Annotated in this window: 18 protein-coding genes and 1 pseudogene; 5 read left to right on the top strand and 14 right to left on the bottom strand. The window is 64.5% G+C overall.

Going from position 1 to position 26,645, the window contains the following annotated elements; all coding sequences use genetic code 11:
• Positions 1 to 11 precede the first annotated feature (11 nt).
• The 9 genes from ACMGT0_RS06430 to bcsQ all read right to left on the bottom strand — a co-directional run bounded on the left by ACMGT0_RS06430 (position 12) and on the right by bcsQ (position 14,908).
• Positions 12 to 1,160 carry an alginate O-acetyltransferase AlgX-related protein gene (locus ACMGT0_RS06430; RefSeq protein WP_416771909.1) on the bottom strand — a complete coding sequence of 383 codons (1,149 nt, stop codon included), beginning with the start codon at positions 1,158 to 1,160 and terminating at the stop codon, positions 12 to 14.
• A complete protein-coding gene (locus ACMGT0_RS06425; protein WP_054057305.1) occupies positions 1,160 to 2,575 on the bottom strand; it encodes an MBOAT family O-acyltransferase in 1,416 nt (471 codons plus the stop codon). Before ACMGT0_RS06425 ends, ACMGT0_RS06430 begins: the two co-directional genes overlap by 1 nt.
• A gap of 19 nt (positions 2,576 to 2,594) precedes the next feature.
• Complete coding sequence (locus ACMGT0_RS06420; protein ID WP_416771907.1) at positions 2,595 to 3,272, bottom strand: cell division protein FtsQ; 678 nt, start codon at positions 3,270 to 3,272, stop codon at positions 2,595 to 2,597.
• Positions 3,273 to 3,956 carry an SGNH/GDSL hydrolase family protein gene (locus ACMGT0_RS06415; protein WP_054057307.1) on the bottom strand — a complete coding sequence of 228 codons (684 nt, stop codon included), beginning with the start codon at positions 3,954 to 3,956 and terminating at the stop codon, positions 3,273 to 3,275.
• A gap of 18 nt (positions 3,957 to 3,974) precedes the next feature.
• Positions 3,975 to 7,892, bottom strand: a complete 3,918-nt coding sequence (locus ACMGT0_RS06410; protein WP_416771904.1) for a cellulose synthase subunit BcsC-related outer membrane protein — start codon at positions 7,890 to 7,892, stop codon at positions 3,975 to 3,977.
• Positions 7,874 to 9,064: a cellulose synthase complex periplasmic endoglucanase BcsZ gene (bcsZ, locus tag ACMGT0_RS06405; protein ID WP_054061949.1), complete on the bottom strand. Its 1,191-nt coding sequence runs from the start codon at positions 9,062 to 9,064 to the stop codon at positions 7,874 to 7,876. Before bcsZ ends, ACMGT0_RS06410 begins: the two co-directional genes overlap by 19 nt.
• 104 nt (positions 9,065 to 9,168) lie before the next feature.
• Complete coding sequence (bcsB, locus tag ACMGT0_RS06400; RefSeq protein ID WP_416771902.1) at positions 9,169 to 11,505, bottom strand: cellulose biosynthesis cyclic di-GMP-binding regulatory protein BcsB; 2,337 nt, start codon at positions 11,503 to 11,505, stop codon at positions 9,169 to 9,171.
• Positions 11,502 to 13,727: a UDP-forming cellulose synthase catalytic subunit gene (bcsA, locus tag ACMGT0_RS06395; RefSeq protein ID WP_416771900.1), complete on the bottom strand. Its 2,226-nt coding sequence runs from the start codon at positions 13,725 to 13,727 to the stop codon at positions 11,502 to 11,504. The genes bcsB and bcsA overlap by 4 nt, the downstream gene beginning before the upstream one ends.
• The gene (gene bcsQ / locus ACMGT0_RS06390; RefSeq protein ID WP_416771899.1) at positions 13,724 to 14,908 is read right to left on the bottom strand and encodes a cellulose biosynthesis protein BcsQ; all 1,185 of its coding nucleotides are present in this window, start codon (positions 14,906 to 14,908) and stop codon (positions 13,724 to 13,726) included. The genes bcsA and bcsQ overlap by 4 nt, the downstream gene beginning before the upstream one ends.
• Before the next feature lie 350 nt (positions 14,909 to 15,258).
• Here bcsQ and ACMGT0_RS06385 point away from each other — a divergent pair, with 350 nt between their 5' ends.
• The gene (locus tag ACMGT0_RS06385; protein ID WP_054060139.1) at positions 15,259 to 15,963 is read left to right on the top strand and encodes a hypothetical protein; all 705 of its coding nucleotides are present in this window, start codon (positions 15,259 to 15,261) and stop codon (positions 15,961 to 15,963) included.
• Positions 15,964 to 16,239: 276 nt separating this feature from the next.
• On the opposite strand, the gene ACMGT0_RS06380 is transcribed toward ACMGT0_RS06385, so the two are convergent.
• Positions 16,240 to 17,448: an aspartate aminotransferase family protein gene (locus tag ACMGT0_RS06380; protein WP_054060140.1), complete on the bottom strand. Its 1,209-nt coding sequence runs from the start codon at positions 17,446 to 17,448 to the stop codon at positions 16,240 to 16,242.
• 102 nt (positions 17,449 to 17,550) lie between these two features.
• Here ACMGT0_RS06380 and ACMGT0_RS06375 point away from each other — a divergent pair, with 102 nt between their 5' ends.
• Positions 17,551 to 18,456, top strand: a complete 906-nt coding sequence (locus ACMGT0_RS06375) for a LysR family transcriptional regulator (protein WP_054060141.1) — start codon at positions 17,551 to 17,553, stop codon at positions 18,454 to 18,456.
• Between the two features lie 24 nt (positions 18,457 to 18,480).
• On the opposite strand, the gene ACMGT0_RS06370 is transcribed toward ACMGT0_RS06375, so the two are convergent.
• Entirely contained in the window at positions 18,481 to 19,302 is an 822-nt protein-coding gene (locus tag ACMGT0_RS06370) for an alpha/beta fold hydrolase (RefSeq protein WP_416771895.1), read from the bottom strand.
• A gap of 147 nt (positions 19,303 to 19,449) precedes the next feature.
• Between ACMGT0_RS06370 and ACMGT0_RS06365 the strand changes: the two genes are divergently transcribed.
• Positions 19,450 to 20,298, top strand: coding sequence for an AraC family transcriptional regulator (locus ACMGT0_RS06365; RefSeq protein WP_054060143.1), 849 nt, complete (start codon positions 19,450 to 19,452; stop codon positions 20,296 to 20,298).
• Positions 20,299 to 20,419: 121 nt separating this feature from the next.
• A pseudogene (locus tag ACMGT0_RS06360) lies at positions 20,420 to 21,032 on the top strand (DedA family protein).
• On the opposite strand, the gene ACMGT0_RS06355 reads toward ACMGT0_RS06360, so the two are convergent.
• Complete coding sequence (locus ACMGT0_RS06355) at positions 20,997 to 22,622, bottom strand: HAMP domain-containing methyl-accepting chemotaxis protein (RefSeq protein ID WP_416771893.1); 1,626 nt, start codon at positions 22,620 to 22,622, stop codon at positions 20,997 to 20,999. The pseudogene ACMGT0_RS06360 and the gene ACMGT0_RS06355 sit on opposite strands and share 36 nt — an antisense overlap.
• 700 nt (positions 22,623 to 23,322) lie before the next feature.
• Here ACMGT0_RS06355 and ACMGT0_RS06350 point away from each other — a divergent pair.
• The gene (locus tag ACMGT0_RS06350; protein ID WP_054060166.1) at positions 23,323 to 24,756 is read left to right on the top strand and encodes a PLP-dependent aminotransferase family protein; all 1,434 of its coding nucleotides are present in this window, start codon (positions 23,323 to 23,325) and stop codon (positions 24,754 to 24,756) included.
• A 47-nt stretch (positions 24,757 to 24,803) separates the two neighbouring features.
• Here the strand turns inward: ACMGT0_RS06350 and ACMGT0_RS06345 are convergent, their stop codons facing one another.
• Together ACMGT0_RS06345 and ACMGT0_RS06340 are read right to left on the bottom strand one after the other, a co-directional pair.
• On the bottom strand, positions 24,804 to 25,625 hold the full coding sequence (locus ACMGT0_RS06345; RefSeq protein ID WP_416771891.1) for an N-acyl homoserine lactonase family protein: 822 nt from the start codon (positions 25,623 to 25,625) through the stop codon (positions 24,804 to 24,806).
• Positions 25,626 to 25,638: 13 nt separating this feature from the next.
• Positions 25,639 to 26,607: a diiron oxygenase gene (locus ACMGT0_RS06340; RefSeq protein ID WP_054060147.1), complete on the bottom strand. Its 969-nt coding sequence runs from the start codon at positions 26,605 to 26,607 to the stop codon at positions 25,639 to 25,641.
• Positions 26,608 to 26,645 lie beyond the last annotated feature (38 nt).

Raw genomic sequence — 26,645 nt, 5'->3', positions numbered from 1 at the left:
TTGTGCTGCCCTCAGGGCAGCCGCGCATTGCCATCATAGGGCGTCTGCAGATCCCGCTCGGGTATCTCCCAGACGATCAGCTTCGGCGGTGTCTGGGTGAACGCCGGGCTCTCGAAGTAGGCCTTGGCCGCCCCGGAGAACTCGCCGCCATCCTTGGCGAAATTGCCCACCGGGGCACCGAGTGCCGCTTCGAGAAAGCCGACGAAGTTCGAGTTGCGCGAGAACGAGGTGCCGATCAGCGCGGTATTCGGCAGGTTGCCGTCGCCGAACAGATCGTCGAGGTTGTCGCCACCGGCGGCCTCCTCGGCCCGTTCCTTGATCTGCGTCGCCGCGACGTTCTCGATCCGCGGCTGCAACACCGTCGGCAGCCAGTCGATACCCGCCAGACGCACCAGATCCCCCGGCCGCACGGCACTCGGCTGGGTCGTCAGGTCGAAGTGCTTGCGCGGCGTCGGCTCGAACTTCAACCCGGCGATCATCCGGGCCACCTGCTCCGCCGCCGCCTTCGCCCCGGCTTCGCTCCAGTGGGTATCGGTGCGCAGGTAGGCCGACTCGCCGACCGCCTGCAGGGTCGGGGTCAGGTTCAGGGCGGTGACACCCGCCCCCTGCAATGATCCCAGCCATTCATCGATGCGCGGCGCCAGCACGGCCGGGCGACTCAGCTTGCACAGTTGGCTGGCGACGATCCGGCTCTTGTCCGGCACCACCGCCACCACCAACTGGATACCGCGCCTGCCCAATGCCTGCTGCAACTCGCTCACCGCCCGGACCTTGGCCCGGGCATTGAGCGCGGCATTGCGGTTCAGGCGCAGCTCATCGGTGAGGAACAGCCAGCCCGGGCAGCCTTCGCGAACCCGTGGGCCAAGATCGCCGAAGGCCAGCCAGCTGCCAGCGCGCTCCAGGTCGGCCGCCTGCTTCGGCGCGGGCGCATCGGACAGGGTCTTGGCGAAACGGTGGGTGATCTCGCCGTGCAACAGCATGTCCTGGGTGACGGTCTTGGGCAGGAATTCGAGCTTGCCCCTGACCATCAGCCAGACACAGGACGCCAGGCCCAGCGCCAGAAACAGCGTGAAGATCACCCCCGCCAACGGGCTGACGCGTAGCGCCAGCTCCGTGGGGGGCGTGGGTGCGGTCGACGGGGATTGCGTTGGCTTGGTCATCAGAACTGGAAGTACAGAAAAGGCACGGCTTCACGGCTGGCGATCAGAGCGAACGACAGCATGAACCCGAGCACGGGCCAGAGGGCCGCAGCCAGCGCAAACCACGCACTGCCGGCGAATCGTCTTTCACAACGCGTCTGCAACAACGGCGCGAGAATACACACCACCCCGAGCAACGCCGCCAGGCCGTGCACCGGCCGCAGGGTCACCGCCAACGCGTCGCCGAGGGCAAAACCGTGCTGGCCGAACTGCCCGCCGTACATGCTCAGCGCCGTGGCGAAATCCGGGGAACGGAACAGTGTCCAGGCCAGGCAGACGAACAACAGCGTCGCGGTGTGCGAAGCCCACAGCGGCAGGCCCGGCAGACTCGATCGCGACCAGGCGCGGTCGATACACAGCGCCACACCATGGGCCGAGCCCCACAACAGGTAGTTCCAGCTGTCGCCTCCGTGCCACAGGCCGGCGATCGCCATGGTCAGGAACAGGTTGCGATAGGTATTCCAGGTGCCCTTGCGATTGCCTCCCAGCGAGATGTACAGGTAATCGCGCAACCAGCTGGACAACGACAGGTGCCAGCGCCGCCAGAAGTCCTGGATGCTGTAGGCCAGGTACGGACGGTTGAAGTTTTCCGGGAAGTGAAAGCCCAGCATCAGCCCCAGGCCAATGGCCATGGCGCTGTAGCCGGCGAAGTCGAAGAACAGCTGCAGCGAGTACGCCAGGCAGCCGATCCAGGCATCGACGAACGACGGATTTTCCAGGTGAAAGGCCACATCGACCAGAGGTGACAGGGTGTCCGCCACCAGCACCTTCATGCACATGCCGATCATGAACCGGCGCGCGCCCAGGGAGAAATTCAGCCAGTTGAAATAGCGCTGGTTGAGCTCCCGGCGGACCCAGTCATACCGAATGATGGGACCGGCGATCGAGTGGCCGAACATGGAGATGTAGGTCGCGTAGTTGATGAAACTGCGCTCTACCGGCACCACGTGCCGATGCACGTCGACCAGATAGGAAATCGCCTGCAGCACGATGAACGACAGCCCCGCCGGCAGCGCCACCTTCTGCCATTCCATGGGCATGGCCCCGTACCAGGTGATCAGCTCGTTCCAGGTACCGGCCAGGATGTTGGCGTACTTGTACCAGCAGAGCACGGCGGTGTTGATCACGATCAACGCCACCAGCAGGCGCATCCGCCCGCGGCCGTCCTCCCGCGAGCGGTCGACCAGCAGGCCACCGACCCAGGCGAGCACGGTCAGCACCATGTGCAGGAACAGGAACAACGGACTCAGCCAGCCATAGAACAGCCAACTGCCGATCAGCAGGATCACGTTGCGCCAGGCCGGTCTTGCCAGGGCATAGACCAGCAGGAACGCAGGCAGGAACAGCGTCAGGAACTCGAGCGAGGCGAAAACCATGGCGACGGGTGCTTCCGATTCAGTTGGACACGCTGTCCGTGGCGGTAATGAGACGCGGCCCCGTCGACGAAGGCAGTATCAACAGACTGTAGCGCTTGTTGGCTTCCAGCGCGCCCAGTTCGACCGCCGCACCGACCGGCTTGCCGGCACAGATCAGCTGGACCGCCAGCGAGCCCCGTGGGTTGAGCTCCTGGCGCCGCGGGTTGCCCGCCGGCGCCTTCTGGAACAGGTCGACATCGCGTCCGGCCAGGTTGACCTTGGCCTCGGCGCAGCCGGACTCGGCATCGAACAGCGCCAGCGAAGCCTTGAGCTGGTTGGGAATGTCGAAGGCTTCGTTGACCACCAGTTGGCGAATGCCCTGGTGGCCATCGTCCAGGGCGAACACCGTGGCGAAATCGCCAGCCGCGACCTTCGCCTCCAGTGCAGCCTTGTGGCCGTCACGGCTCAGGGTGCCCTTGATCGCCTGGCCACCGGGCACCGGGATGAAGTCACTGACGACCTTGTCGCCTTCGAGTTTCAGGCTGGTCTTGGCGCCGTCCGGCGTCAGCTCCAGGGGGCTGGCGGAGACGTTGACGAAACGCAGGTAGGCCGAGTCCTGGGAAGGACCGGTGGGGTACAGCGCAATCTGCGCAGCGAACGCCGGCGCAATCAGCGCGGCCCCGAGCAGACCGCCGACAAGACCGAAAGTCCGTTTCACTTATTTGGCTCCCTTCACGGCACTGGCCGGCAGTTCGCTGATGGATTTGCCGATCGCCGCCGCCCAGGCCTTGTAGCCGGCGATGGTGAAATGCTGGCCGTCGGAGGTGATCCACTCGCCCGGCTTGGAGAACTTGGTCGAGTCGATGTAGGTGCACGGTGCGACCATGTTCGCCAGGGTGCCGGCGACCAGTTGGGTGCGCACCTGGTTCTTGCCGTAGGTGTTCTCGTTGGTGTTGCTGCCGTTGGCCTTGCCCCAGGCCGGCCCGACCCAGACGCACTTGGCGCCGCTGTCGGCGATCTGCTTGGTCAGCGCGGTCACGCTCTGGTAGGCCCAGACCTTGGGAAACGGCGTGGTCTTGTAGGAGGCCATGGTGTCACCCATGATCAGCACCACCAGGTCCGGCTTGTCCTTGGCGATCACGTCCTTGATCGGCTGGGTGTCCATGGTGCCACGGCTCATCACCTTGATCTTCTCGCCCGGGTCGCGGGTCGCGCCGCAGTCGAGCTTGAGTTTCGGCGTAACCCAGTCCGCCGGGTTGGCGCCACAGGCACCGATCGCATGCACCTGGGCACCCTGCTGGGTCAGGTTGTCATACAGCGGGTTCATCAGCGAGTCGGGAAAACTCATGTGGCTTTCGCCAATCACGAGCAGGGTCAAACCAGCGAGCACGGAAGAAGCCATCAAACTTTCCTCGTTGAATCAATTCGAATAGGGGGAACCGAAGGGACTGACCGGCAGGTCCATGGGGCCGTTCATGTCCTCGAAGGTGTAACGCAGATACACGCCACCGGCGACCTGGCGGTAATCGCTGGCATTGTCCACGCCAAGCGTACCGCCGAGGAAGAAGTTCGAACCGAACTTGTATTCGCCGGCCGCGTTCAGGCTGTAGCCGATGCCGGTCTTGTTCTCGCCGGAATAGCGCCCCAGGCCGACTGCCGTGGCATTGGCCTGGTACTCGCTGTGGCCGGGGAAGACGTCGGCGCTGTCCTGGCCGATATGCTGGACACCGATCGAGGACTTGATCCGGTAGGTGAAGCGCTCGGTGCGCTGCGACCAGCTGACCGGCACGCCCAGGGCGAAGAAGGTCTGCGGACTGAAGTAGCCGCCATGACCGTAGGTGTAGAAATCCTGGTTCTCGGAGTAGCTCAGGGCCGAACCGCTAAGGCCGAGGGTGAGAATGCTGCCCGGCGTGTTGCGCAGGTACCAGTAGACACCGCTGCCCAGCTCGAAGCGATTGTTGTCGTCGACATTGTTGCCCATCAGCCGATGCGCCGAGCCGTAGCCGTAGGCCCCGAACTTCTGGTTGTCGTAGCCCAGTTCACCGCGCACGCCGTTGGCGGTGACGCCGCCCCACTTCTCGCCGGTACGCGGGTCGCGCGAGCCGGCGAACGAGGTCACGCTGTCGGTGACCACACGCCGCGAGGCGCTGACGCCATAGCTGAAGTTGGGGTTGGCGGCGAACGGCCGGTTGAGGCTGGCACCACCGATCGGCGTGCTGTAGGTGAAACCGATCGGGCTCATGCCGATATCGGCCTTGAACCCGTTGTCCTTGTCGCGATAGGCCACGGCCAGGCCGACCCCGCTGTCCTTCTGGCTGCCGACGAGCGCGGTGCCGCTGGTGCCGAAGCGGGGCGAACCGTTGACGCCGGGGCTGCCCGAGTACAGGTAGACCGGCGTGACCTGCAGCGCGATGCTCGCCAGGTTCGAGCCGACGGGGAAACTGGCCTCGAACGGCGCCTCGACATCCGTCAGCTTGCCCAGGCCCTTCTCGCTGTTGTTGCTGCGCACGGTGAGGCCCTGGACCACATAACCCGTGCGGTCCTGGAGAATGTCGTTGAGCGCGACCTGGGCCGGGCTCAGGCCGGTGCTCGGTGCCGTATCACGGGCGTAGGTGTCGCGCGAGTACGGATCGCTGAACGGATTGGTACTGCGGCCGCCGACCGAAGCGGCCGGGACGGCCTGGGCCTTGCGCGTGACCGGCTCCGGAATCAGTTGCGGATCACCGGCGCTCAGGCCACTCGACGAACCGTCCACCGGTGGCGGGATCAGTGAAGCCTCGGCCAGCGAGGTGCCCTGGCGCCGCTGTCCGGCCAAGCCGACGAAGGGGTTGGACGATGCGGCGCTGCCACTGGCGACGCCGGCGACATAGGTGTCGACCCGCTGGCCGTTCTCGATCTCGATGGCCTTGCGCAGCAGGCGGCTGGCCTCGCCGGTCTTGCCCATCTCGCGGTAGATCCGCGCCGAGGCGGTGAGGGTCTGCGGCACGCCGGGTTCGAGCGCCAGAGCCTTCTCCACCGAGCGTTCGGCCAGCGAATAGTCACGGCCCTGCATGGCGATATCGGCCAGGCCCAGCTGCAGCTTGGCATTGCCGGGGTCGGCCTTGATCAGCGGCTCATAGAGATTGCGCGCCTTGTCGACATTGCCGCTGGCGGCATACATGCGCGCCAGCGAGGAAATCGCCAGGCTGTCATTCGGACGCTGCTGCAGGGCCGGCGAGAGCATGTCGTAGGCGGCGACCAGGTCGTTCTTCTGGCGCAGTTCGTCGGCCTGCTTGACGCGGTAGAGAAACACCAGGTCCTCGTAGCGCTTGCTGGCGGTCTCGCTCATCGGCTTGCCCTGCAACTGGCGCAGGATCTCGCTGACCTCGGCATCCTGGTCGGCCTTGAGCAGCACGCCCGCATACAGCAACTGCAGGTCCGGGCTCGGGGCGGACTTGTCCAGCAGATCCCGCATCAGGCTGATGGCCTGGTCCGGGTTGCCGGCTTCGGCATAGGCGCTGGCCAGTATCGCCACGCGCTCGGGCTTGCCGCGGGTCAGCGGCTCGCACCGCCCCAGCAGGCCCCAGGCTTCCTGACGCTGGCCACGCCGGGCGACGTCCACCGCCATCTCGGTCTGCACGTGCAGGCGGATGTCCAGGTCCATCTCGTTCATGTCGGCGCTGCGCCTGGCCGCCGGAATCCGCGACAGGGTGCGCTGGGCCTTGCTCCATTCGCCCAGCTCGGCCGACAGCAGGGTGCTGGTGTAGAGCGCGTCCGGCTGGTCGGGTTGCTGCTTGAGCAGTTCGTCGATCAGGTCGCGAGCGACCTGGGCCTGCCCCTGGCGCAGGTAGACCCGCGCCAGGGCGAAGCGGATCCAGGGGTTTTTCGGATCGTCGGCCAGGGCTTCCTTGTAGGCCCTCTGCGCGCCGTTCAGATCGCCGCGGCGCTCGGCCAGCTTCGCCACCTGGGTGGCACGCAAGGCACGAATACGCACGCTCGACGCCAGGCGGGCCTGCTCGGCCGGCGACAGGCGGTCGATCAGTTGCAACGCTTCGTCGGACTTGCCGGCCCGCGACAACACGCCGATCAGCCCGCTCAGGGCATCGGGGTAGTTCGGATTTCTCGCCAGCACCTGGCGATAGCCGGCCTCGGCGGCGTCAAACTCGCCAGCCTGGGCATACCAGCCGGCCAGTGCCGTCGGCCCGGCGGGCTCGACCGAATCCCGGGCGATGGCCTGTTCGATCAGCTCCCGCGCCTGGGCCTGGCGGCCGCTGCGCTGGGCGTCGTTGGCGCGGTCGAGGAGGATCCAGTAACGCACGTCCTCAAGGGCACTTTTCCACTGCGCACCGGCGCCGGTCCGGGTCGCCTGCACCAGGTAGTTTTCCGCCTCGCCGAGGCGCTTCTGCTGCTGGCGCAGGATGCCCATGCCCCCCAGGGCGTCGTAGTCGTCGGGCTTGTCCTTGAGGCGTGCCTGCAATTCCTGTTCGGCGGTCGCCAGGTCGCCGGCATCGAGCGCCTTGAGGCCACGGGCGACATGGGGGTCGCGCTGCCAGCCGGAACCCGTGCGGCCCTGGGCGATGCCCTTGTTCATCAGCGCACGGATCTCGCTGTCGTCCGGGTGCGCCTGCAGGTACTGCTCGAACAGCGACACCTGGTCCCGCGACGGGGGCCCAAGCCAGACCAGGGCGAAGCGCCAGGTCTCGTCGGCGTTGCCGCCGATGTCCGGGTTGTGCGACAGCCGCGCCAGGGCACGGATGCCTTCCGGCCGGCTCTCGGGGTTGCGCGCCAGGTGCAGCGCCAGCCACAGGTCGAGAATCGCGTCGTCCGGACGCTCGCGGCGCAGGCGCTCCAGGCCGACACGGGCCTCGGGCCAGCCGCCGGTGGAGAACCCCAGGGTGTTGTAGTACTCGCGGGCGATCAGGCCCTGCGGCTGGCGGCCCTCGAACAGCTGCCGATAGACCGCGACGGCCTGGTCGCGCTCACCGGCATCGCTCAGTTCGCGGGCCTTTTCCAGCAACTGCTTTTTTTCCGGCGGGCTCAGGGCGATGTCCTGCTCGAGCTGCAACGCCAGGCGCGGCTGCGGCTTGATCGCCTGCAGGCGGGCCAGGTAGTTCTGCGCATTGGCGATACGCTGGCGTTGCACCTCGATCAGGCCCAGGCCGTACAGCGCATCGGGCTGTTCGGCGTCCAGGTTCAGCAGCCGGGTCCAGGCCTCGGCCGCACGATCGGGTTTTTCCTTGGACTGCCAGTAGTAGCCCTGCTGGATCAGCAACGATTGCGGGCTGCCGCTTTCAGCGGCGAAGCCGCCGCCGGAAGCCAGGGCGGCACAGACCGCCAGGGCTAGGGTTTGCTGGCGCATGCGTCCTCCCAGGATACTTTCACAGTGCCGTCCTTGTTGAACTGATAGCGGTTCTCGCTCCAACCGAGAGAAAACAGGCTCAACATCACATGATAATACTGATGCTGCTGATAGGCCGGGTCAGCCGGGTTGGTGAAATGCGCAATCGCCTGGTCGACCAGCCGCTGTTGCTGGTCCGCCAGCAGCGGCAGGCCCTTGGCCCGCAGGTACGGCACCAGCGACGCCGAGAAACCGTAGGGGCCGATGCCTTCGGTGACACCGGTCAGCACCTGGACCTTCTCCGGCGGCACACCGGTGGACGCGGTGGACTGCGCCATGCCGTCGAGGTTGTCGAGAATCGGCTTGGCCAGCGGGTCGGCCGGCGAAGTCAGGCCGGCCCACAGGTAGGTACGGATCGCATCATAGCTGCCCAGCGCATTGGTGAACTTGTCCACCACGAACATGCCCTTGTTGACGTCCGTACCGCGATAGCCGACCCAGTCCGGCACAAACCCGAAGCGGTTCATGTTCTTGTCGGCGATCATCTTCGCGGTGCTGTCGGCCACTTCCTTCCAGGGGCTCGACGGCAGTTCCCTGCTGAAGCGGCGCAGCAGCGGAATCGGCGTGTAGCTGGCGTTGAAGCGCCACAGCTGATCGGGGTGTTCATAGCCCACCGGCCCCGGCAGGAGCATCTTGCCGAGCCCGGGGATATCGCGGATCAGGGTCTTTTGCACATTGTCCAGGATGCGCTGCGCATCGGCCCGGTAGGCCGGCTTTTTCCACAGCCGATCGGCCTCCAGCAGCGCGTAGGCGAACCACAGGTCGGCATCGCTGGCGGAGTTCCTGTCGATGATGCCCCAGGTGCCGGCAGGCGTTGGCCCCCACAACCAGCCGGGCAGGTTCTGCGCGATGTTGGCACCGGCCATGTTGTCCCGGGTCCAGCGCCACAGGGCATCGAAAGTTTCGGGATCATTGGCGATCAGTGCGAAGAACATACCGTAGGACTGGCCCTCGGAACTGCTCTGGTTGGGGTCCATGCTCGAGCCTAGCATGCGCCCGTCTTTCTGCACGAAACGCTCGGCATAGTTCTTCCACAACGGCCAGTTCTGCACGCTGCAGCTCTCGGCGGCCTGCACCGCCACCGGCGCCAGCAGCGCCAGGGACAGCAGCCCACGACCCAACAGACGCCCCATGCCCGTCGAAGCCGGCCTGGCGGCGGTAACGCCAGCAGCCTGTACCGCCCTTTCACTGAAAAACCTGCTGCGTATCACACCCACATCCATCGCCTTGCCCAAACTCATGACAAACGCTTCCGTGCCCGGGAACGCAGGAACACGAACAGCAGGAAGCTCACCAGCGCCAGCCCGCAGACGGTCACCAGCAGCATCCACAACAGGTTCTGCGACAGCATCCACTGCATCCGCTTGAACAGGCTCAGGTCGCCGACGTAGTACTGCTCATCGGCCACCAGCGAGGTGATGCGCTTGTCCTGCACCACCGCCAGGCTGCCCTGAATGGTGTCCTTGTACTGGTCACCACCGATCAGCGCGGCCGTGGCATCGGCCAGGCCTTCGGGTTTGCCGCTGGCGATCACCACCACGCTGCGCCCGGACTTGAGCGGCGACTCGAAACCGGCCAGGTAGGTGCTGCTGTTGGCGCCGCTGTAGGTCACCTGCAGCCGCGGCTTGCGCTGGTTGGCCTGCGGGTCGGGGCTGATCCAGTCACGCACGCGCAGGGTCAGGTCGGACAGGCTGAAACGATGGCCCGTGCCTTCGAAACCGGCTGGCAGATGGCTGGCCCACTGCTCCAGCAACGGCTGGTTGGCTCCCGAGGCGAACACCAGCAGGTCCTTGTCGCTGACCGTCTGCACGTCCTTGGGCTGCACCACGGTGACCGCGGTCGCCGGGTAGCCGGTGGACTCGCCGAACCGGCCGAGCACTGTCAGGTACGCGCCCCACTCCTGCTGGCCACTGCCGTCCGGCAGTACCACGGCGCTCTGCGACAGATCCGCCAGGCGGGTGAACGGGAAGCCGCTGTCGTTGAACACGCCCAGGTTCGGCAAGGCGATGTAGTGGTTGAAACCGCGCAGGTCGAGGCTCGAATCCGGGTCGATCAGGCCGCGCATGTTGTCGATGATGATGTCGCGGCATTCACCCTGCTTGATGTAGTCGAACATGAAGCGCAGTTGCAGTTGCGAGCGCGGCGACGCCACGCCCAGCGGCAGCAGCACGCGGGCTTCGCGCGGCAGGCTCTCATCCTTCTTGAGCATCGCCAGCAGGTTGTCGCCGCCGTCGAGGCTCTTGAGCGACGGCAATGGCATCGACTTCATGAAGTTGTTGTTCAGGCTCACCAGCAACGAGGAATTCGCCGACTCCTGTTGCGGGGTGTAGCGGTACTTCAGGTCCAGCGGCACACCGGCCTCGCGCCAGTTGAACAGGTCCGGCGGCAGGCGTACGGGAATGGTGATATTGCCGGGGTTGTAACCGGACACGCTGAGCTGCTTGATGTCGACCAGCTCACCCAGGCGTACCGGGCGATCGGACGGCAGCCAGTTCGGTGCGTCGTAGGGCTGGCGTGGGCTCAGCGGATCGAGGTGATCGATCACCACGCTGCTGCCTACCAGCGCCTTGCTGCCCATGGCCACCGCATTGGCGGCCAGCTTGAGTTCGGCGGCATCGCGACCGGCAACGATCAGCAGCTTGCCACGCGGGTCGTTCGGGTTGGCCTGCAGGGTGACGGTCGCCCCTTTCAGTTCCGGGATCTGCAGGCTGCCCAGTTGCACGGCTTCCTTGCTTTCGACCAGGACGATGGCGTTGCCCTGCTGGGGAATCTGGCCCAGGACGCTGGTGAAGCTGGCCCCACGGTAGGACGCCAGTGCGCCCATCCACGACGACAGCGCGCCCGCGGCTTCGAGGGTGGCGTTATCCGGTTGCCGGGCAAACACGAAAGGCAGGTTGAGCTGGCTCGCATCGCGACGGTCGAAGAACGGCAACGGCAGGATCGACAGGTCGTCCTTGAGCGGGATCGGCGAAACGCTGAGCTTGAGCTCGGAACCGACGTTGATCTTGGCCCACAGGCTGCTGTGCTGGGGGTCCTCGCACTGCATGGTGTAGTGCCCGATGAATTGCAGGCGCAGACGGTTGAACTCGGTGATCAGGTGCGGCGGGATATTCACCACCTGCTGCTGCGGCTGGCCGGCACCTTCCTTGGGCAGCGCCAGGCTGACGGCGACTTCGTCGTTGACCAGCACGTTGATCTGCGACAGGTCGGCCAGCAGAGCCGGCGAATAGCTGTAGCTGAGCACCAGTTGCGCGCCATTGACCACCTCATCGGCGCGGATGTTGAAGTTCACCGCGTCGGAGGCCTCGACCCCTTGCAGGTTCATGGTGTCCAGGCGCCCCAATTGCTTGAGGGTCAGTTCGCGGGTGTAGCTGTCGGCTGGTGGCTGCTCCGCGACAGCGGGCGCGACGGCCGTGGTTGCCGCCGGGCTGGCCACGGCCGTGTTGGCCGTCGCAGCCGCGTCGGCGTAAGCCATGTGAATCATTGCACCCAGGCACAGCACCGACGAAGCCAGGCGCATGAGTGGGTGACGTGGGCAGCAGGTGGTGCTGCGATACGAGGATTTCATGGTCATGACTTGTCCATAAGAGGGTCGAGCGATTTCGAATTGGCAGATCTTGCAGCCAGGCGATCACGAACCTGCAACACAGTGGCCTTGATCAGGGCGCCCATGCCGACCACACCGATGGCACTGACCTCGCGCAGGGCCGACAGTGGCGTATCGACCTTGCCGCTGCCCCAACTGGCGGCCCAGGTGTCGGCGCGGGAGAAAGTCATGCGCACCAGTTCGCTTTGCTGGCGCAGGGTCAACGGGTCGAACAGCGCCCCGAGGTACTGGCCCTTGCTGAACACCACCGTAGTATCGAATTGGCTGGTTTGCGAATTGCGGAACAGCGACACGCGAATGCGTTCACCGGCGGCCACCGTGGTGCCCTCCGGCAATTTGAGGCCGAGGCCGCGCTGGGAGAAGTCCTGGGTCATGCCGTAGACCTCGGTGCCATCGGCCAGCCCGATCTTGACTGGCAGTTCGGCACGGACCCGCGGTTCGGAACGGACCTGGCGGGTTTCGGAGGCCACCGCGACCGCGGCGCTGGTGATGATCAGGTTGTAGAGCGTCCAGACGCAGTTGATCAGCACGGTGATCTCGGTGTCGGGCCCGCCCCAGATGAGCTGCCAGATGCCGCACAGCAGCCCGATCAGGTTCAGCGCCAGCAGCACGATGTACGGCCGTGCCAATTTCCAGTCGAAATATTCCTTGTCGATGATGCCGCCCTTGTCGGTGACGTTGAAGCCACCGAACCTGGGGTTGACCAGCGCCATCAGCACCGGCGGCATGATGTACCAGGCCAGTACCGTCTCGTACACCTCGTTCCAGAACGAATGCCGGAAGCGCCCCTGGATGCAGGAGTTGGTCAGGTTGGAATGGAACAGGTGCGGCAAGGCGTAGGCGGTGATCATCAATGCCGAGGCGTGGAAGATCTGTGCGCCGAAAATCAGGTAGGCCAGCGGCGCGGTGAGGAACACCAGCCGCGGCAGGCCGTAGAAGAAGTGCAGCATGGCGTTGGCATAGCAGATGCGCTGGCCCAGGTTCAGGCCCTTGCCCATCAGCGGGTTGTCGACCCGGAAGATCTGCGCCATGCCGCGTGCCCAACGGATCCGTTGGCTGATGTGGCGCGACAGGCTCTCGGTCGCCAGCCCCGCCGCCTGGGGAATCGCCAGGTAGGCGGTGTTGTAGCCGGCACGGTTGAGCTTGAGGGCAGTGTGGGCGTCCTCGGTGACGGTCTCGACCGCCACCCCGCCGATCTCTTCCAGCGGCTTGCGCCGCAGAATCGCGCAGGAACCGCAGAAGAAGGTGGCGTTCCACAGGTCATTGCCATCCTGCACCAGGCCATAGAACAGCTCGCCCTCGTTGGGCACGGCGCGGAAGGTGTTGAGGTTCTTCTCGAACGGGTCCGGGGAAAAGAAGAAATGCGGCGTCTGCAGCATCGCCAGCTTCGAATCCTTGAGGAACCAGCCCATGCCGATCTGCAGGAAGGAACGGGTCGGCACATGGTCGGCGTCGAACATGGCGATGTATTCGCCGTCGGTCACCTTGAGCGCTTCGTTGAGGTTGCCGGCCTTGGCGTGGAAGTTGTTGTCACGGGTGATGTAGTTGACCCCGATGCTGGAGCAGAACCGGCGGAACTCCTCGCGACGACCATCGTCGAGCACGTGGACACGCAGCTTGTCCTTCGGCCAGTCCATCGCCTGGGCGGCGAAGATGCTCAGCTTCACGATGTTCAGCGCTTCGTTGTAGGTGGGTATGAACACATCCACCGTCGGCCAGTCGCTCGGATCGCCGGCCAGCAGCACCGGGCGACGACGCAGCGGCCAGGCGGTCTGCACGTAGCCGAAGATCAGCACCACCAGCGCATAGAACTCGGCCAGGACCAGGCCGTAGCCGAAAAGGGTGTCCAGCCAGCCTTCGAAACCCAGGGTGTCGGTCAGGCGCCAGTACAGGTAGCGCAGGGAGGCCACCAGCGACAGCACGATCAGTGCCAGGACCGGAAAGCGACCGGGCACCCGCTTGATCAGCAGGGCCGAACCGAAGCACAGCGATGCGAACAGGCATTGCGTATACAGGTCCAGCGGGGCACTGATGATGCCTACCAGCAACAGGCAGGCGCTGAGCGCCCCAACCCCGATCAGCGTACGACGCAAGGCGCTCGGCCACTGCTTGACACGGGCCAGCCAGGCGTTGAGGCGCAACTCTGAGCGCCCCGGAATCTGGGGCGTGAAATTGGGATCGATGGTCATGACAGATGGGACTCTTGCGTACCTTGTACGAGCAGTTCACACAACGAACCGGCCACGTCGAGAATGTCCTGACAGCCTCGGGTCGTCGGGATGTGCGCCAGCGGATTACGCTCGTAAGCCAACGCTTCGCCGAGGCAGTGGTCCTGACGGATCACGCCCAACAACTGTTTATCGGCTTTTCTTTTCAATACTTCACACACATCGAGGCTGAACTGGCGCGAAGTATCCAACTGGTTGATGACATACCTGCACTGCAGCGGGATCTGCCGTTGCCGGTAGGGCGCCAGCAGGCGGTCCATCTGCTCCAGGCTGGCATAGGACGCGGCATCGGCGAGCGTGACCACCACGGCGACATCGGCAATCGCCAGCGCCTGGGCCAGGTAGGCCGTCGCCCCGGAGGGGGTATCGATGATCACGGTGTCCTGTTCGCCCAACCCCAGTTCGGCCAGGTGCCGGGCCAGCCAGGTGGGATCGGCGCGCAGGCCGCTTTCGAAATTCACCCGCTCCTCTTCACTCACCAGGCCGTAGGCCAGGCAGTGGCAGGCCGAGAAACCGTCACGCAACACACGCCGCCAGTCCTGCTGCTGATAGTCCTGGGCAACGCCCGGCCACTGGTCGTTGCCGCCCAGGTGCAGGCACAGGGCATTCTGCGGGTCGAGGTCGAGGGCCAGGGTACGGCCATCGGCACGCTTGATCGCACTCGCCAGGGCCGCGGCCAGGGTACTCTTGCCGACGCCGCCCTTGGCCGAGACCACGGCAATGACCTTGGCTTTCAGGACCGGCTGCCCGCCGGCCTGGGCAAGGGCATGGGTGGCACTTGCCTGGCGCTGCTGCTCGATTTCCGCCAGCAGGCGGCTCAGGGAGGTCGCGGTTGCCGCGGCGGCGGCGGCAACCGGAATCGGTGCCGCAACGGCGGCCGGCGGCACGGCCGGAGCCGGAACGGGGTCCGCCGACGGCACGTCATCGGCCGCAACCGGGGTGGCACCTTGCGTCTCCTCGGGAACGGGGAGCGAAGGCCTGATCGGGGTTACCGGGGCCACCGGCTGCAATGTGTCCAGGGCCGCGATCAGTTGGCTCGCAGTCTCCTCGGCATAATCATAGGACGGCTCGATTTCGAGATAGCTTTCCGCACTGCCCCCGAATCTCTTGAATAGATTCGCGATATCGTCAGAACGATGCATGCAGGTGTCCCTTTGCGCAATAAGAATTCAAAACCAGCATCCAAAGGGACAAGCACCCACCCTGGTTGTACAGCGTCCATTATTCCCGACTGCTTCCCCTACAGGTAGTAGCAATATGATGGTGTCATTATTTTGCTGTCTAATTGATTTTATTCAGTACGACCAGGTGGTCAGCCAATATTTTGGCGAACAACTTTGAAACATGTCGAACCACCTGCAAACCCTGCCGTTGAGCCGTCCGCTCGCCTGTTGATCCGTGACAATGTCGCGCCGGTCCAATAGATTAAGCGCCCAAAAATGCCGCGGCATTTTGAGCCTTACCCCCTGTTAAATGAAATAGCGAAATTTCGATGCCTGACTCTCATACCGATGAAGCCGTAACCTCCTTGTCCGCCAAGCACGAATACGAAAACGCGATCAACCTTTCCCAGCATGTGGCCCAGGCCAAGACCATCAGTGAAATGGTGCTCGACGCCTTCCAGACGTCCAAGGAAAGCGAGGAAATCCGCGAGTTGCGCGCCCAGATTCGCCAGGCGCACGACCGTTTCGACGACGACAGAGCCTACGAACTCATGGGCCAGCTCAAGCAGCTCAAGGATGCCGAAGCCGCGGACCTCGCCGCGCTGGAAGACCTGGGCACGAAATATCCGATCAGCCGGATCCTGTCCAGCTACAAGGACGACCCGGCCTTCCAGCAACTGGTCTATGGCCTGGCCCTGAAGGTCCTGAACCAGACCCACCAGGCGATCACCAACCCGAACGCCGGCAAGGGCAAATCGTCGCGGGCGAAGAAGGAAGCCGAAGTGTTCGTCATCAGCAAGGACGGCACCAGCGTCAATTTCCCGTTGCGCACCCCGCGCACCAAGGCCAACGCCGACCGTGAAGCGTTCGAATTCCTCGGCTTCGCCTTCGCCGGCCATGGCGACCTGGCCGAACTGCTGAACGAAACCTTTGTGGATAACGAGGGCAACGAACAGCCGGCGACCCGCAGGAACATCGTCACCGCGATTCAGCAGCAGACCGCGTTTGCCGGCTACAGCGTGGTTCAGCAGTAAGGAAGACTCGCTCGCCAGCGTGGGGCAGGAGCCCAAAGCCCACTGCGCCTGGGCTGGCAGCACTTCAGTTCCGCCAGGACTTTCGCCCAGGCACAAAAAAACCCGCCGAAGCGGGTTCTTTTTTTGACCTGCCCAACATCCTGTCGGTAGCCATCCTGGCCAGGTCGATCTTCCTTGATCCTGCGCACATCCGTATGCAGCAGTGATGGGTGTAGATTAGGGCAACGACGGGGATGGGCAAAGACGTGATCGCCAGTGCGTCGTGTAAGCCTTTGGCTATACCGCCACCGCGTCGCCCCCGGCATTGACGCAGGCGGCCGCCAGCGCACCCCGCACACCGGCGACGATCATTTCCACCTCCGCCGCATCGATCGTCAACGGCGGCAGCAGGCGGATAGTCCTGCCCCGCGTGACGTTGATCAGCACGCCCTGCTCGCGGGCGGCGATCAGCGCCAGGTCGCGGATCGGCTGTTTGAGCTCGATACCGATCATCAAGCCCCGCCCACGGATCGCCAGCACCTGCGGGTGTTGGCCCAGTTCTTCCTGCAAACGCGTCAGCAGCCGCTCGCCCTGTTGCCGGGCATTGGCGACCAGGCCCTGCTCCTCGATGATATCGAGCACGGTACAGCCCACCCGGCAGGCCAGCGGATTGCCGCCAAAGGTGCTGCCATGGCTGCCCGGAGTGAACAACTGCGCCGCCTTGCCCCGCGCCAGGCAGGCACCGATGGGAATGCCATTGCCCAGGCCTTTGGCCAGGGTCATCACATCCGGGACGATGCCTTCGTGCTGGAAGGCGAACCACTGGCCGGTACGGCCGACACCGGTCTGGATTTCGTCGAGCATCAGCAACCAGGAGCGCCGCTTGCACAGGTCGCGCACGGCCTTCAGGTAACCCGGCGGCGGCAGTTGCACTCCACCCTCGCCCTGGATCGGCTCCATCAGCACCGCGCAGATACGCTGGCCATGGCTGCGGGCCAGGCTGTGCAGCAGTGGCAGGTCACCGAACGGTACCTTGATGAAGTCCCCCGGCAAGGCGTGGTAGCCCAGCCGCACCGCCGGACCATCACTGGCCGACAGGGTGCCCAGGGTGCGACCGTGGAAGGCGTTCTCCATGACCACCACCAGCGGCTGCTCGATACCGCGGTGCCAGGCATGCAGACGGGCCAGCTTCAACGCGGTTTCATTGGCCTCGGCGCCGGAATTGTTGAAAAACACCCGCTCCATCCCCGACAACCCGGCCAGGCGCTGCGCCAGCCGCTGCTGCCAGTCGATGGTGTAGAGGTTCGAGGTGTGCAGCAGCAGGCCGGCCTGCTCGCTGATCGCACTGACCAGCCGCGGATGGGAGTGACCGACGTTGGTCACCGCTACCCCTGCCACGGCATCCAGGTACTCGCGGCCGCCCTGGTCCCACAGGCGCGTACCCAGGCCCTTGACGAACCCCAGGTCGAGCGGTTGATAGGTGGTCATCAGGCAAGCGGCGGTCATGGCGGCGGGCTCCAGGCAATGAGGTGGTGCGGGCAGTATCGTTAGCCACCTGAGCTGGATAAACTCTGCAAAACTTCATTCATTTTGAAGCAGGAATTGATAATGGATCTGTTCCAGGCCATGCAGGTGTACGTGAAGGTGGTGGAAAGCGGCAGCATGACCGCCGCCGCCCTGGAATGCGGTATCTCCACCACCATGGTGGGCAACCACCTGCGTTCGCTGGAACAGCGCCTGGGTGTCAGCCTGCTCAACCGCACCACCCGTCGCCAGCGCCTGACCGAGTTCGGTGCGACCTATTACCAGCGCTGCCTGGAGGTACTGGGCCTGGTGGCCGACTCCGAACGCCTGGCGGAACAGGTTCAGGGCGAACCGAGCGGTACCCTGCGGATCACCGCGCCGCTGACTTTCGGGTCCGAGCGCCTGGCTCCGGCATTGAGCGAGTTCGTGCGGCGCTATCCACGGATCAAGCTCGATGTGATGCTCAGCAACCAGCGCGAAGACCTGATCGACAGCGGTTTCGACGTGGCGATCCGCCTGGGTGTTCCCGAACCTTCGGCGCTGATTGCCCGGCCACTGGAAAACTATGCGCTGACGGTCTGCGCCTCACCCGACTACCTCGAGCGACGCGGCACACCCAAGGTTCCTCAGGATCTGGAGCATCACGACTGCCTGGCCTTCGCCTACCCGGCGGGAGACGACTGGCGGATGGTGGAAAAACAATGGAGCCTGAGCGGCCCGGAGGGGGAGATACAGGTGCCGGTCAGCGGCCCGATGACCATCAACAGTTCCTCGGCGCTGTACCAGGCGGCACTGGCCGGCATGGGCATCGTGATGGTGCCGGATGCCCTGCTGCGCGACGATCTGCGCGAAGGGCGGCTGGTGCCACTGCTGGCGGACTACAAGCTGCCATCACGGCCGATGAACCTGCTGTACGCCCAGGACCGCTATCGCCTGCCCAAGCTGCGCAGCTTCGTCGAGTTCGCCCTGGAGAAATGGGCAAAGCCCTGAGGCTTCACCCATTCCCGCGCAGGCTTACTTGGCGGTGGCCTTGGCCGCATCCTCGATGATCGCCGCCACCTTGTCCGGATGGGAGACCATCACCACATGGGACGCGCCCTTGATGTCCACGGTCTCCCGGGAACCGGCCCGGTCAGCCATGAACTTCAGCGCCGCCTCGGGGATGTTCTTGTCCGCCGAGCCGTAGATGAACCAGGACGGCAAAGTCTTCCAGGCCGGCTCGCCGGAAGCTTCCTTCAACGCCGCCTCGGCGATCGGCCGTTGGGTCGCCGCCATCAGCGCCGCCTCTTTCGCCGGTACATCGGCGGCGAACTGCGCCGGGAACTTGTCCTGCTGGATGAACAGGTCGACGGTGCCATTCTTCAACTGGACCGGTGGTGCCAGGGTCGGGCCCAGGGTACCGCCCGGGAACCGGCCGGACAGCTCGATGGCGGTCTCGCCCTTTTCCGGAGCGAAGGCCGCGACGTAGACCAGTGCCTTGACGTTGGACTGCCCGTGGACCGCGTTGGAAATGACCGCGCCACCGTAGGAATGCCCCACCAGGATCACCGGCCCCGGCGTGTGTTCGACGATATCGGCCACATAGTCGGAGTCACTCTTCACGCTGTGCAGCGGGTTGGCGACAGCGACCACCGGGTACCCCTTGGCCTGCAGGCGGGCGATCACCCCGTTCCAGCTGGACGACTCGGCGAAGGCACCATGCACCAGCACCACGGTTGCCTTCCCGGCCGGTTGCGCGGCCGCGGCCGAGCCGCTCCAGCCCAGGGACAGTGCTCCGGCCGCCAGGGCAACGGCAGCGAACAGTTTCGAGACAGAGGAAAGACGGGAGGTTTTCATCGGTAATTCCTTTCGTTTGAAGTGACTGGCCCGCCGACAGCGGCGGTGTGAACGTGGAGCCATGATGGCGAAAACACGTTTACGAATGGCGCCTTTTTGTCGATGATATACGGCAGATCGTCTAAAACCTGCCACGGAACCCCGTCCATGGACCGCCTCTCGACACTGCTCAGCCACTTCGGCATCACCGCCAATACCTTTCACAGCGGCCGCTTGCAGGGCCAGATCGCGATCGACGCCGCGCAGCCCAGCGGCCATGTGCATCTGCTCAAGAGCGGCAGGCTCAGCCTGGAGGCCGGCGGCAGGACACTCCGTATCGAAGAGCCGAGCCTGATCCTCATTCCCCGCCCCCTGCCCCATCGGCTGCTCGCCAGCGAAGCCGACGCGGCGGAGCTGGTCTGCGCCTCGCTGCGTTTCGATGGCGGAATCGACAACCCGCTGTCCGTGGCCCTGTCCGACACCATCGTGATGCCGCTCGAGGCCGTGCCGATGATCGAGGGCACGCTGGACTGGCTGTTCGGCGAAGCCTTCGCCGAACACTGTGGGCGCGAAGCGGTGATGAACCGTCTGTTCGAACTGATGGTGATCCAGTTCCTGCGGCACATGATGGCCTACCACAGCATGACCACCGGAATGATGTCCGGCCTGGCCGACCTGCGTCTGGCACGGGCCATGACCATGATGCACAACCATCCGGAGCGGCCCTGGACCGTCGCCGAACTGGCCCGGGAAGCGAACATGTCGCGGGCCAGTTTCGCCGCGCACTTTCACAAGGTGGTCGGCCAGACGCCGGCGGACTACGTACTCAGTTGGCGGGTCAGCCTGGCCCAGAAACGCCTGCGCGAAGGTCGGCCGATCGCCCTGATCGCCGATGAGGTCGGCTACGAAAGCCCGTCGGCATTGGCCCGGGCCTTTCGCCGCAAGATCGGCGAAAGCCCGAGGGAATGGCTGGGGCGCCAGTCGAGCGAGCTCAAAGGCACCGTCCTGCCGCTTTGAGACGGTTGCCAGGGCACTTTCGCCCCGCCAACCGATCAGACCCTACACGGGCATCGCCTGCCCGCAGGCCGGCGCGCAGGCAAAACCGCCCACGGACCGATAGACGGATCGACCCACACTCATGTTCGAACACATCGACTTCAACTACCTGCTCGCCACCTATGGCTACTGGGCCATCTTCATCGGCTGCCTGCTGGAGGGCGAAACCATCCTGATTCTCGGCGGGGTGGCGGCGCATCAGCAGGTCCTGCAACTGTGGACGGTGATCTTCTGGGCCAGCATCGGCGGCATGCTCGGCGACCAGTTGCTGTTCTGGGCCGGCCGCTTCTTCGGTGCCCGCCTGCTGCCGCGCCTGCACCGCCAGCAGGCGGCGATCGAACGGGTGAGCGGACTGATCGTGCGCTATCCGCTGGCATCGGTGTTTTCCGTGCGTTTTCTCTACGGCATGCGCCTGGTCGGCCCGCTGGTGATCGGCGCCAGCGGCCTGTCGCCGCTGCGCTTCAGTGTGATCAACCTGTTCGGGGGCGGTGGTCTGGGCCACCCTGTTCGCCTCGGGTGGCTATTGGGCCGGCGAGTTCCTCGAAGAGTTGTTCGGCAACCTCAAGCCCTATCGCCTGCCCATCGCCATCGGCGTGGTGCTGTTGATGGCCGGTATCGCCCTGCTCCGCCGTCATCGGGCCCGACGCAAGTCGGGCCGCTCAGAGGCGAAACTGCCCGACCATCGCGCGCAGTGAGTTGGCCAGTTGCGCCAGCTCATGGCTGGAAGCGCTGGTCTGGTCGGCACCGGCCGCCGAGCGCAACGACAGGTCGCGGATATTCACCAGGTTGCGGTCGACCTCGCGGGCCACCTGGGCCTGCTCCTCGGCGGCGCTGGCGATCACCAGGTTGCGCTCATGGATCTGGCTCACCGAGGCGGTGATGGTCTTCAAGGCATCGCCCGCGCGCTCGGCCAGCACCAGGGTACTGGCGGCACGCCGGGAACTGGCCTGCATCGAGTCCAGGGCCTGGGTCGAGCTGCTGCGCATGCCCTGCACCATCTGCTCGATTTCCTGGGTCGATTGCTGCGTGCGGTAGGCCAGGGCGCGGACCTCGTCGGCCACTACCGCAAAACCGCGCCCGCTCTCACCGGCCCGGGCCGCCTCGATGGCCGCGTTGAGGGCCAGCAGGTTGGTCTGCTCGGCAATCGCCCGAATCACATCGAGCACCTTGCCGATGTCCTGGGACTGAACAGCCAGTGACTGCACCAGTTCGCCGGTCTGCTCCACCTCGCCGGCCAGGGCGTTGATCGCCTCGGCGGTTTCGCTGACACGCTCCTGCCCCAACCGGGCCGATTCGCTGGACTCGCGCGTGGCTTCGGAAGTGGACACCGCATTGCGCGCCACCTCTTCCACCGCGGCGGTCATTTCATTGACGGCGGTGGCCGCCTGTTCGATTTCGTTGTTCTGCTGCTGCAGGTCACGGGTGCTGCCAAGCGTTACCGCGTTCAGCTCGTCCGCGGCGGTCGCCAGTTGCACCGACGAGCCGCTGATACCCTGCAGGGTATTGCGCAGCGTCTGCTGCATGGTCGCCAGCGCCTCGAGCAGTTGAGTCACCTCGTCGTTGCCACGGGCCTCGATGTTCTGGCTCAGGTCGCCACGGGCGACATGCTGCGCGGCATTCAGCGCCTCGCCCAGCGGCTTGACGATACTGCGGGTGAGCAGCATCGCCAGGGCCACGGTGGCCAGGGCCGCCAGTACGATGAACAGGATGACGACGGTCCGCGAATTGCTGTAGTGCGCCTCGGACTTCACGCTCTCGGCCTCGACCCGCTTGCTGAACAGGCCGGCCAGGTCGTTGAGCTGCTTGCCGGAACCATCGACCACGGTCTTCATGTCCACCAGCAACAGCTTGATCAGTTCATCGCGTCGCCCCTGTTCGGCCAGGGTGAACGATTGGGCGATACCGGAACGGTAGGTGGCGAAGCTCGACTTGAACTGGTCATACAACTCACGGGATTCCGGTGTGGTCACCAGCTTGTCGTAGGCGACGATCTTTTCGCTCAGTTCCCTGTCGCGTGTGTCCATCTGCGAGCGGTACGTGGCGACGTTTTTCGGATCCGGGTCCAGGGCCATGCGCAGGGAGATCGTGCGGATGCGCAACATGAGCTCGCGAATCTCGTCACCCCCGCGAATGCTCGGCAGCCATTGGGTTTCCACCGCCACTTCACTGTCGCGGATACTCGACATCTTCTCCAGGGCAAACAGTCCGAGGAAGGCCACGAGGACCGCGATCAGGGCAAATCCGAGCGCTGCGCGCGGCGCGATATTCATTTGGCGAAGAAGCATGACGGCGGCCTTTTCCGGGGAGGATGCGAAGTGAAATAGCGCAGGCATGACTGCCGACGATTGGCAGGCTATCGGCAAGTCATACGACAACTTGAAGGGGCTTTTAAAAAAGAGGGACCCGTACCGCTCGCACAGGAGCGGCCAGAATCAATCAGGGAGAATTCGCACAGCGGGACAGGAACCCTCACTTTTCCAGCGGACACAAAAAACCCGCCGAAGCGGGTTCTTTGCCGACCATCACGACTCCTGTCGTCGGCCATCCTGGCCTGGGGTCTGTCTTCCATGACGCTGTACACATCCTTGCGTAGCAGCAGTGGGTAAAGAATAAGCCCCCGCAGCAAGCTCCGACAGAGGAGATCTCGGTGTCCCCATGTAAGCCTTTCGCCATACCTCGACCGAGCCCACGCCGGCCCCGCAAGCTTCCGCCGATCGCCACTCGTCCCCGCAAGCGCTCAACAGCGCACAGGCAGACCGTCGCACCGGATAGCCAGCGAACTTGCAAAGACCCTGGAGAGCGCAACACCCTGCAATCCAGCAGAGACTCCCTGCATACCTGACAGGAGGGCCGCTCCATGGACAGGGGATGCCCGACGGTTATGTGCCAAGAACCTCCCTCCCACCCTCAAGCATCACGGGTCCGCCTGCAATACGTCATTCGCTTTACAGTCACGACTTCAGTGATGCGATTTCGATGGTCAATATGAACTCGCCTCCCCTCTATCGCCAACTCGCCAACCACTACCTCAACGCGATCCAGAACGGAACACTCAAGACCGGTGAACGTTTTCCATCCATTCGCCTGATGATGGAAAAACATGCCATCAGCCTCTCCACCGCCGTCCAGGTCTGTCGTCAATTGGAGGACTACGGCGTGCTGGAGGCACGCCCACGTTCCGGCAACTTCATCCGCCAACCCGCCAAGCCCCTGGCGATCTCGACCGCCAACGAAGCGATACTGCCACTGGATACCAGTCATTACGTCGGTATCCACGAGCAGGTCTCCGCCGTAGTCAAGGCCAGCCAGCAGGCCTCGATCCAGGTCAATCTCGCCAGTGCCTACTGTGGCGCCCAGATCTATCCGCTGAAAACCCTCCAGGATCACATGGTCAAGGCCTTGCGCCAGGACCCGCACCTGATCGGCAGCCCCTCGCCGGCCAGTGGGGCGCGCCCGCTGCGCGATCTGCTGGCCCGGCGGGCGCTGGGTTCGAAGATCAGCATCACCGCCGACAAGATCGTCATCACCAACGGGGCCACCGAGGCCATCAACCTGGCCTTGCGCGCCGTGACTCAACCGGGAGACATCGTGGCGGTGGAGTCACCGACCTTCTATGGCCTGCTGCAGATTCTCGAAAGCCTGAATCTGCGGGTGCTGGAAGTACCGACCCAGCCCAAGACCGGCATCAACCTGTTCGCCCTCGAGCAGCTGCTCCAGGGCCCGGAGCGGATCAAGGCGCTGATCGTCATCCCCAACCTGCACAATCCCCTGGGCAGTGTGATGCCCGATGCGCACAAGGCGCTGCTGGTGCAACTGTGCGCGGACTACGACACGGTACTGATCGAGGATGACACCTACTCGGATCTGGCCGATACCGAACAGCCGCTGTCCGCCCTGAAAAGCTGGGACCGCCACGGCAACCTGATCTACTGCGCCTCCCTGAACAAGACGCTCGCCCCGGGCCTGCGGCTGGGCTGGATCGCTGCGGGGAAATGGCACGACCGGGTCGAAATGCTCAAGCACACCCAGTCGCGCAACTGCGAAATGCTGCCGCAACTGGCGGTCGACGCCTTCATGAAGACACCGTCCTACGAGCGCTACCTGCGCAGGCTGCGCGGGCAGCTGACGGAACAGAGAAAGCAGATGAGCGCCGCGATCCTGCAGCACTTTCCGGAAGGTACGCGCATCACCAGTCCCAAGGGCGGAACCCTGCTCTGGGTGGAACTGCCCCGGGGGCATTCATCGCTGGAGCTGTTTCACCAGGCGTTGCGGCAAGGTATCTACATCTCGCCAGGGATGATCTTTTCCAACTCGCGCAGCTTCGATCACTTCATCCGCATCGGTTGTGGAACGCCCTACTCGCCACGTATCGAAAACGCGGTGCAGACCCTCGGGCGATTGATTGCGCGCCAGGGCTGAAACGCCGATGCAGGGGGAAGCCTGCCGATGGAGCTTCCCCCTGATCGCTACACCCGATCCAGCGGATGCTCGTGCAGGCAGATGATGTGCGGGTCGCCCTGCCAGCGCGGGAAACGCTGGGCCACCTGCGGATCATGCCCCGGAATGACGTGATCCTCGCCATCCACCAACGAGTCGATGGTGGCAAAGGCCTCAAGGGTCTGGGCCATGTCATCGAGAATCGGGAACGGGCTGCGCAGGCGGATATTGGCCCACAGGTGCGCCGAATCCGAGGCCAGCACCACCCACCCACGCCGGGTCGGCACACGGACCACCTGGCTGCCCGGCGTGTGCCCGCCCACCGCGTGAATCGTTACCCCCGGAACGATCTCCGCGGTGCCGTGGTGCAGGCGCAGGCGCCCTTCGAATAGTGGCGGGATCGCCGACATCACGTCATCCACCTCGTAGGTCTTGCTGATCGCCCGATGGCTCATCTTCGGCCCGGTGCAGAACCGCAGTTCCTCCTCCTGCAAGTGGATGGTGGCCTTGGGAAACAGGCCCAGGTTGCCGGCATGGTCCCAATGCAGGTGCGTCAGGATCAGGGTCTCGACCTCGGCCGGATCGATTCCCAACCGCTGCAGCGACTCCTGCGGCAAACGGTACATCTCGCGGTTGCGACGATCCGCGGTGGCCGGCTGGAAGCAGGTGTCCACGACCACCACGTGCCGATCGTTGCGAATCACCCAGAAGTAATAGTCGAGCGGCATCGGCGCATCGGGATCGCCGCAGCAGGCATCGTAGAGAAAGTTCTCCCTGGCGGTACGCTGGGAGTTCGCCCCGACACGAATGGCAAACACCTCATAGACCGGAGACAGCGCTGGATTCGACATGCGGGCACTCTCCTCAGGCCGGTTGCGCGGCAGGCGCCGCCTTGACGGTCGAACTGAAATCGAAGTTCATCTGCGCGGTGATCCCCAGGTCCTCGGCCAGACGATACAGGCCGCTGTAGTCGCGCATGATCGCGCTGCCACGGCTGGCTTCGCGGGTGTCGCCGATGATGACGTCGACATCGGCCACGCCGAGCTGCGTCAGGATCGCCTCCCACATCGAATAGTCCTGGGCGACGAACGCGTGCAGCGCCTGCGGCAGTGTCTGCACGAAGAAACGGCGCTTCTCGGCGTCCATGTGCTCGTACATCACCTTCGCCACTTCGGCCAGCACCTTGCTGTGGGCGTACTCGTCACGGTTGTGCAACTCGGCGACACGGCGGTTCTGCGGCTGGATGCTCTGGTCATCGGCCAGCATGTCCAGGTAGGCATTGACGCTGATCTCGGCGACCACCGCAAAGGTGATCGCGGCCAGGTCCCGCTGCCAGGCATGGGGCAGTTGCGCGCACAGGGCCTGCAAACGCAGGTAGGTCACCGAGGGTGGCAGGTCCAGATCCCGTTCCAGCTTGCGATCGGCCTTGCTGCGCTGAATCGCCCGCAGGTGCATCAGGGTGTGATAGTGCTCGTCGATCAGGGTCTGCTGCATGGCTTCGCGAAAGTGCCAGTCATCCTTGCCCAGATACTGGTTGGCGATGACGCTCAGGGCCGGGTTGACCACGCACTCCTCGGCCGTGACGGTACGCAGGTTGTAGCCGATCCAGCCCCAGGTCAGGACGGCACTTTTGAGTTCCTCGTCCAGCGCCTGGAATTTGGGATGATGGTAGAACGGGACCATGGCAATCGGATAATCCGGCTTGCTCGGGTCGAACTCCTCGGTCAGCGGAAACTTGTCGCCGGCGCAGACCGTTGCGCGCCTGGTCCAGGCCTTGTTGAGTTGCACGACCAGCTTGTGGTCGACCTTGGCGATGACGATGGCTTGTTGCATGACGTGATACCTGTAGAACGCGCACGGGGTCCGTGCGC

Origin of the sequence: Pseudomonas sp. RHF3.3-3, assembly GCF_048069595.1 — a bacterium.
Lineage (GTDB): Bacteria > Pseudomonadota > Gammaproteobacteria > Pseudomonadales > Pseudomonadaceae > Aquipseudomonas > Aquipseudomonas fuscovaginae_B.
Note: the sequence above shows the minus strand (reverse complement) of the source record. Positions and strands in the feature narration are given on the sequence as shown.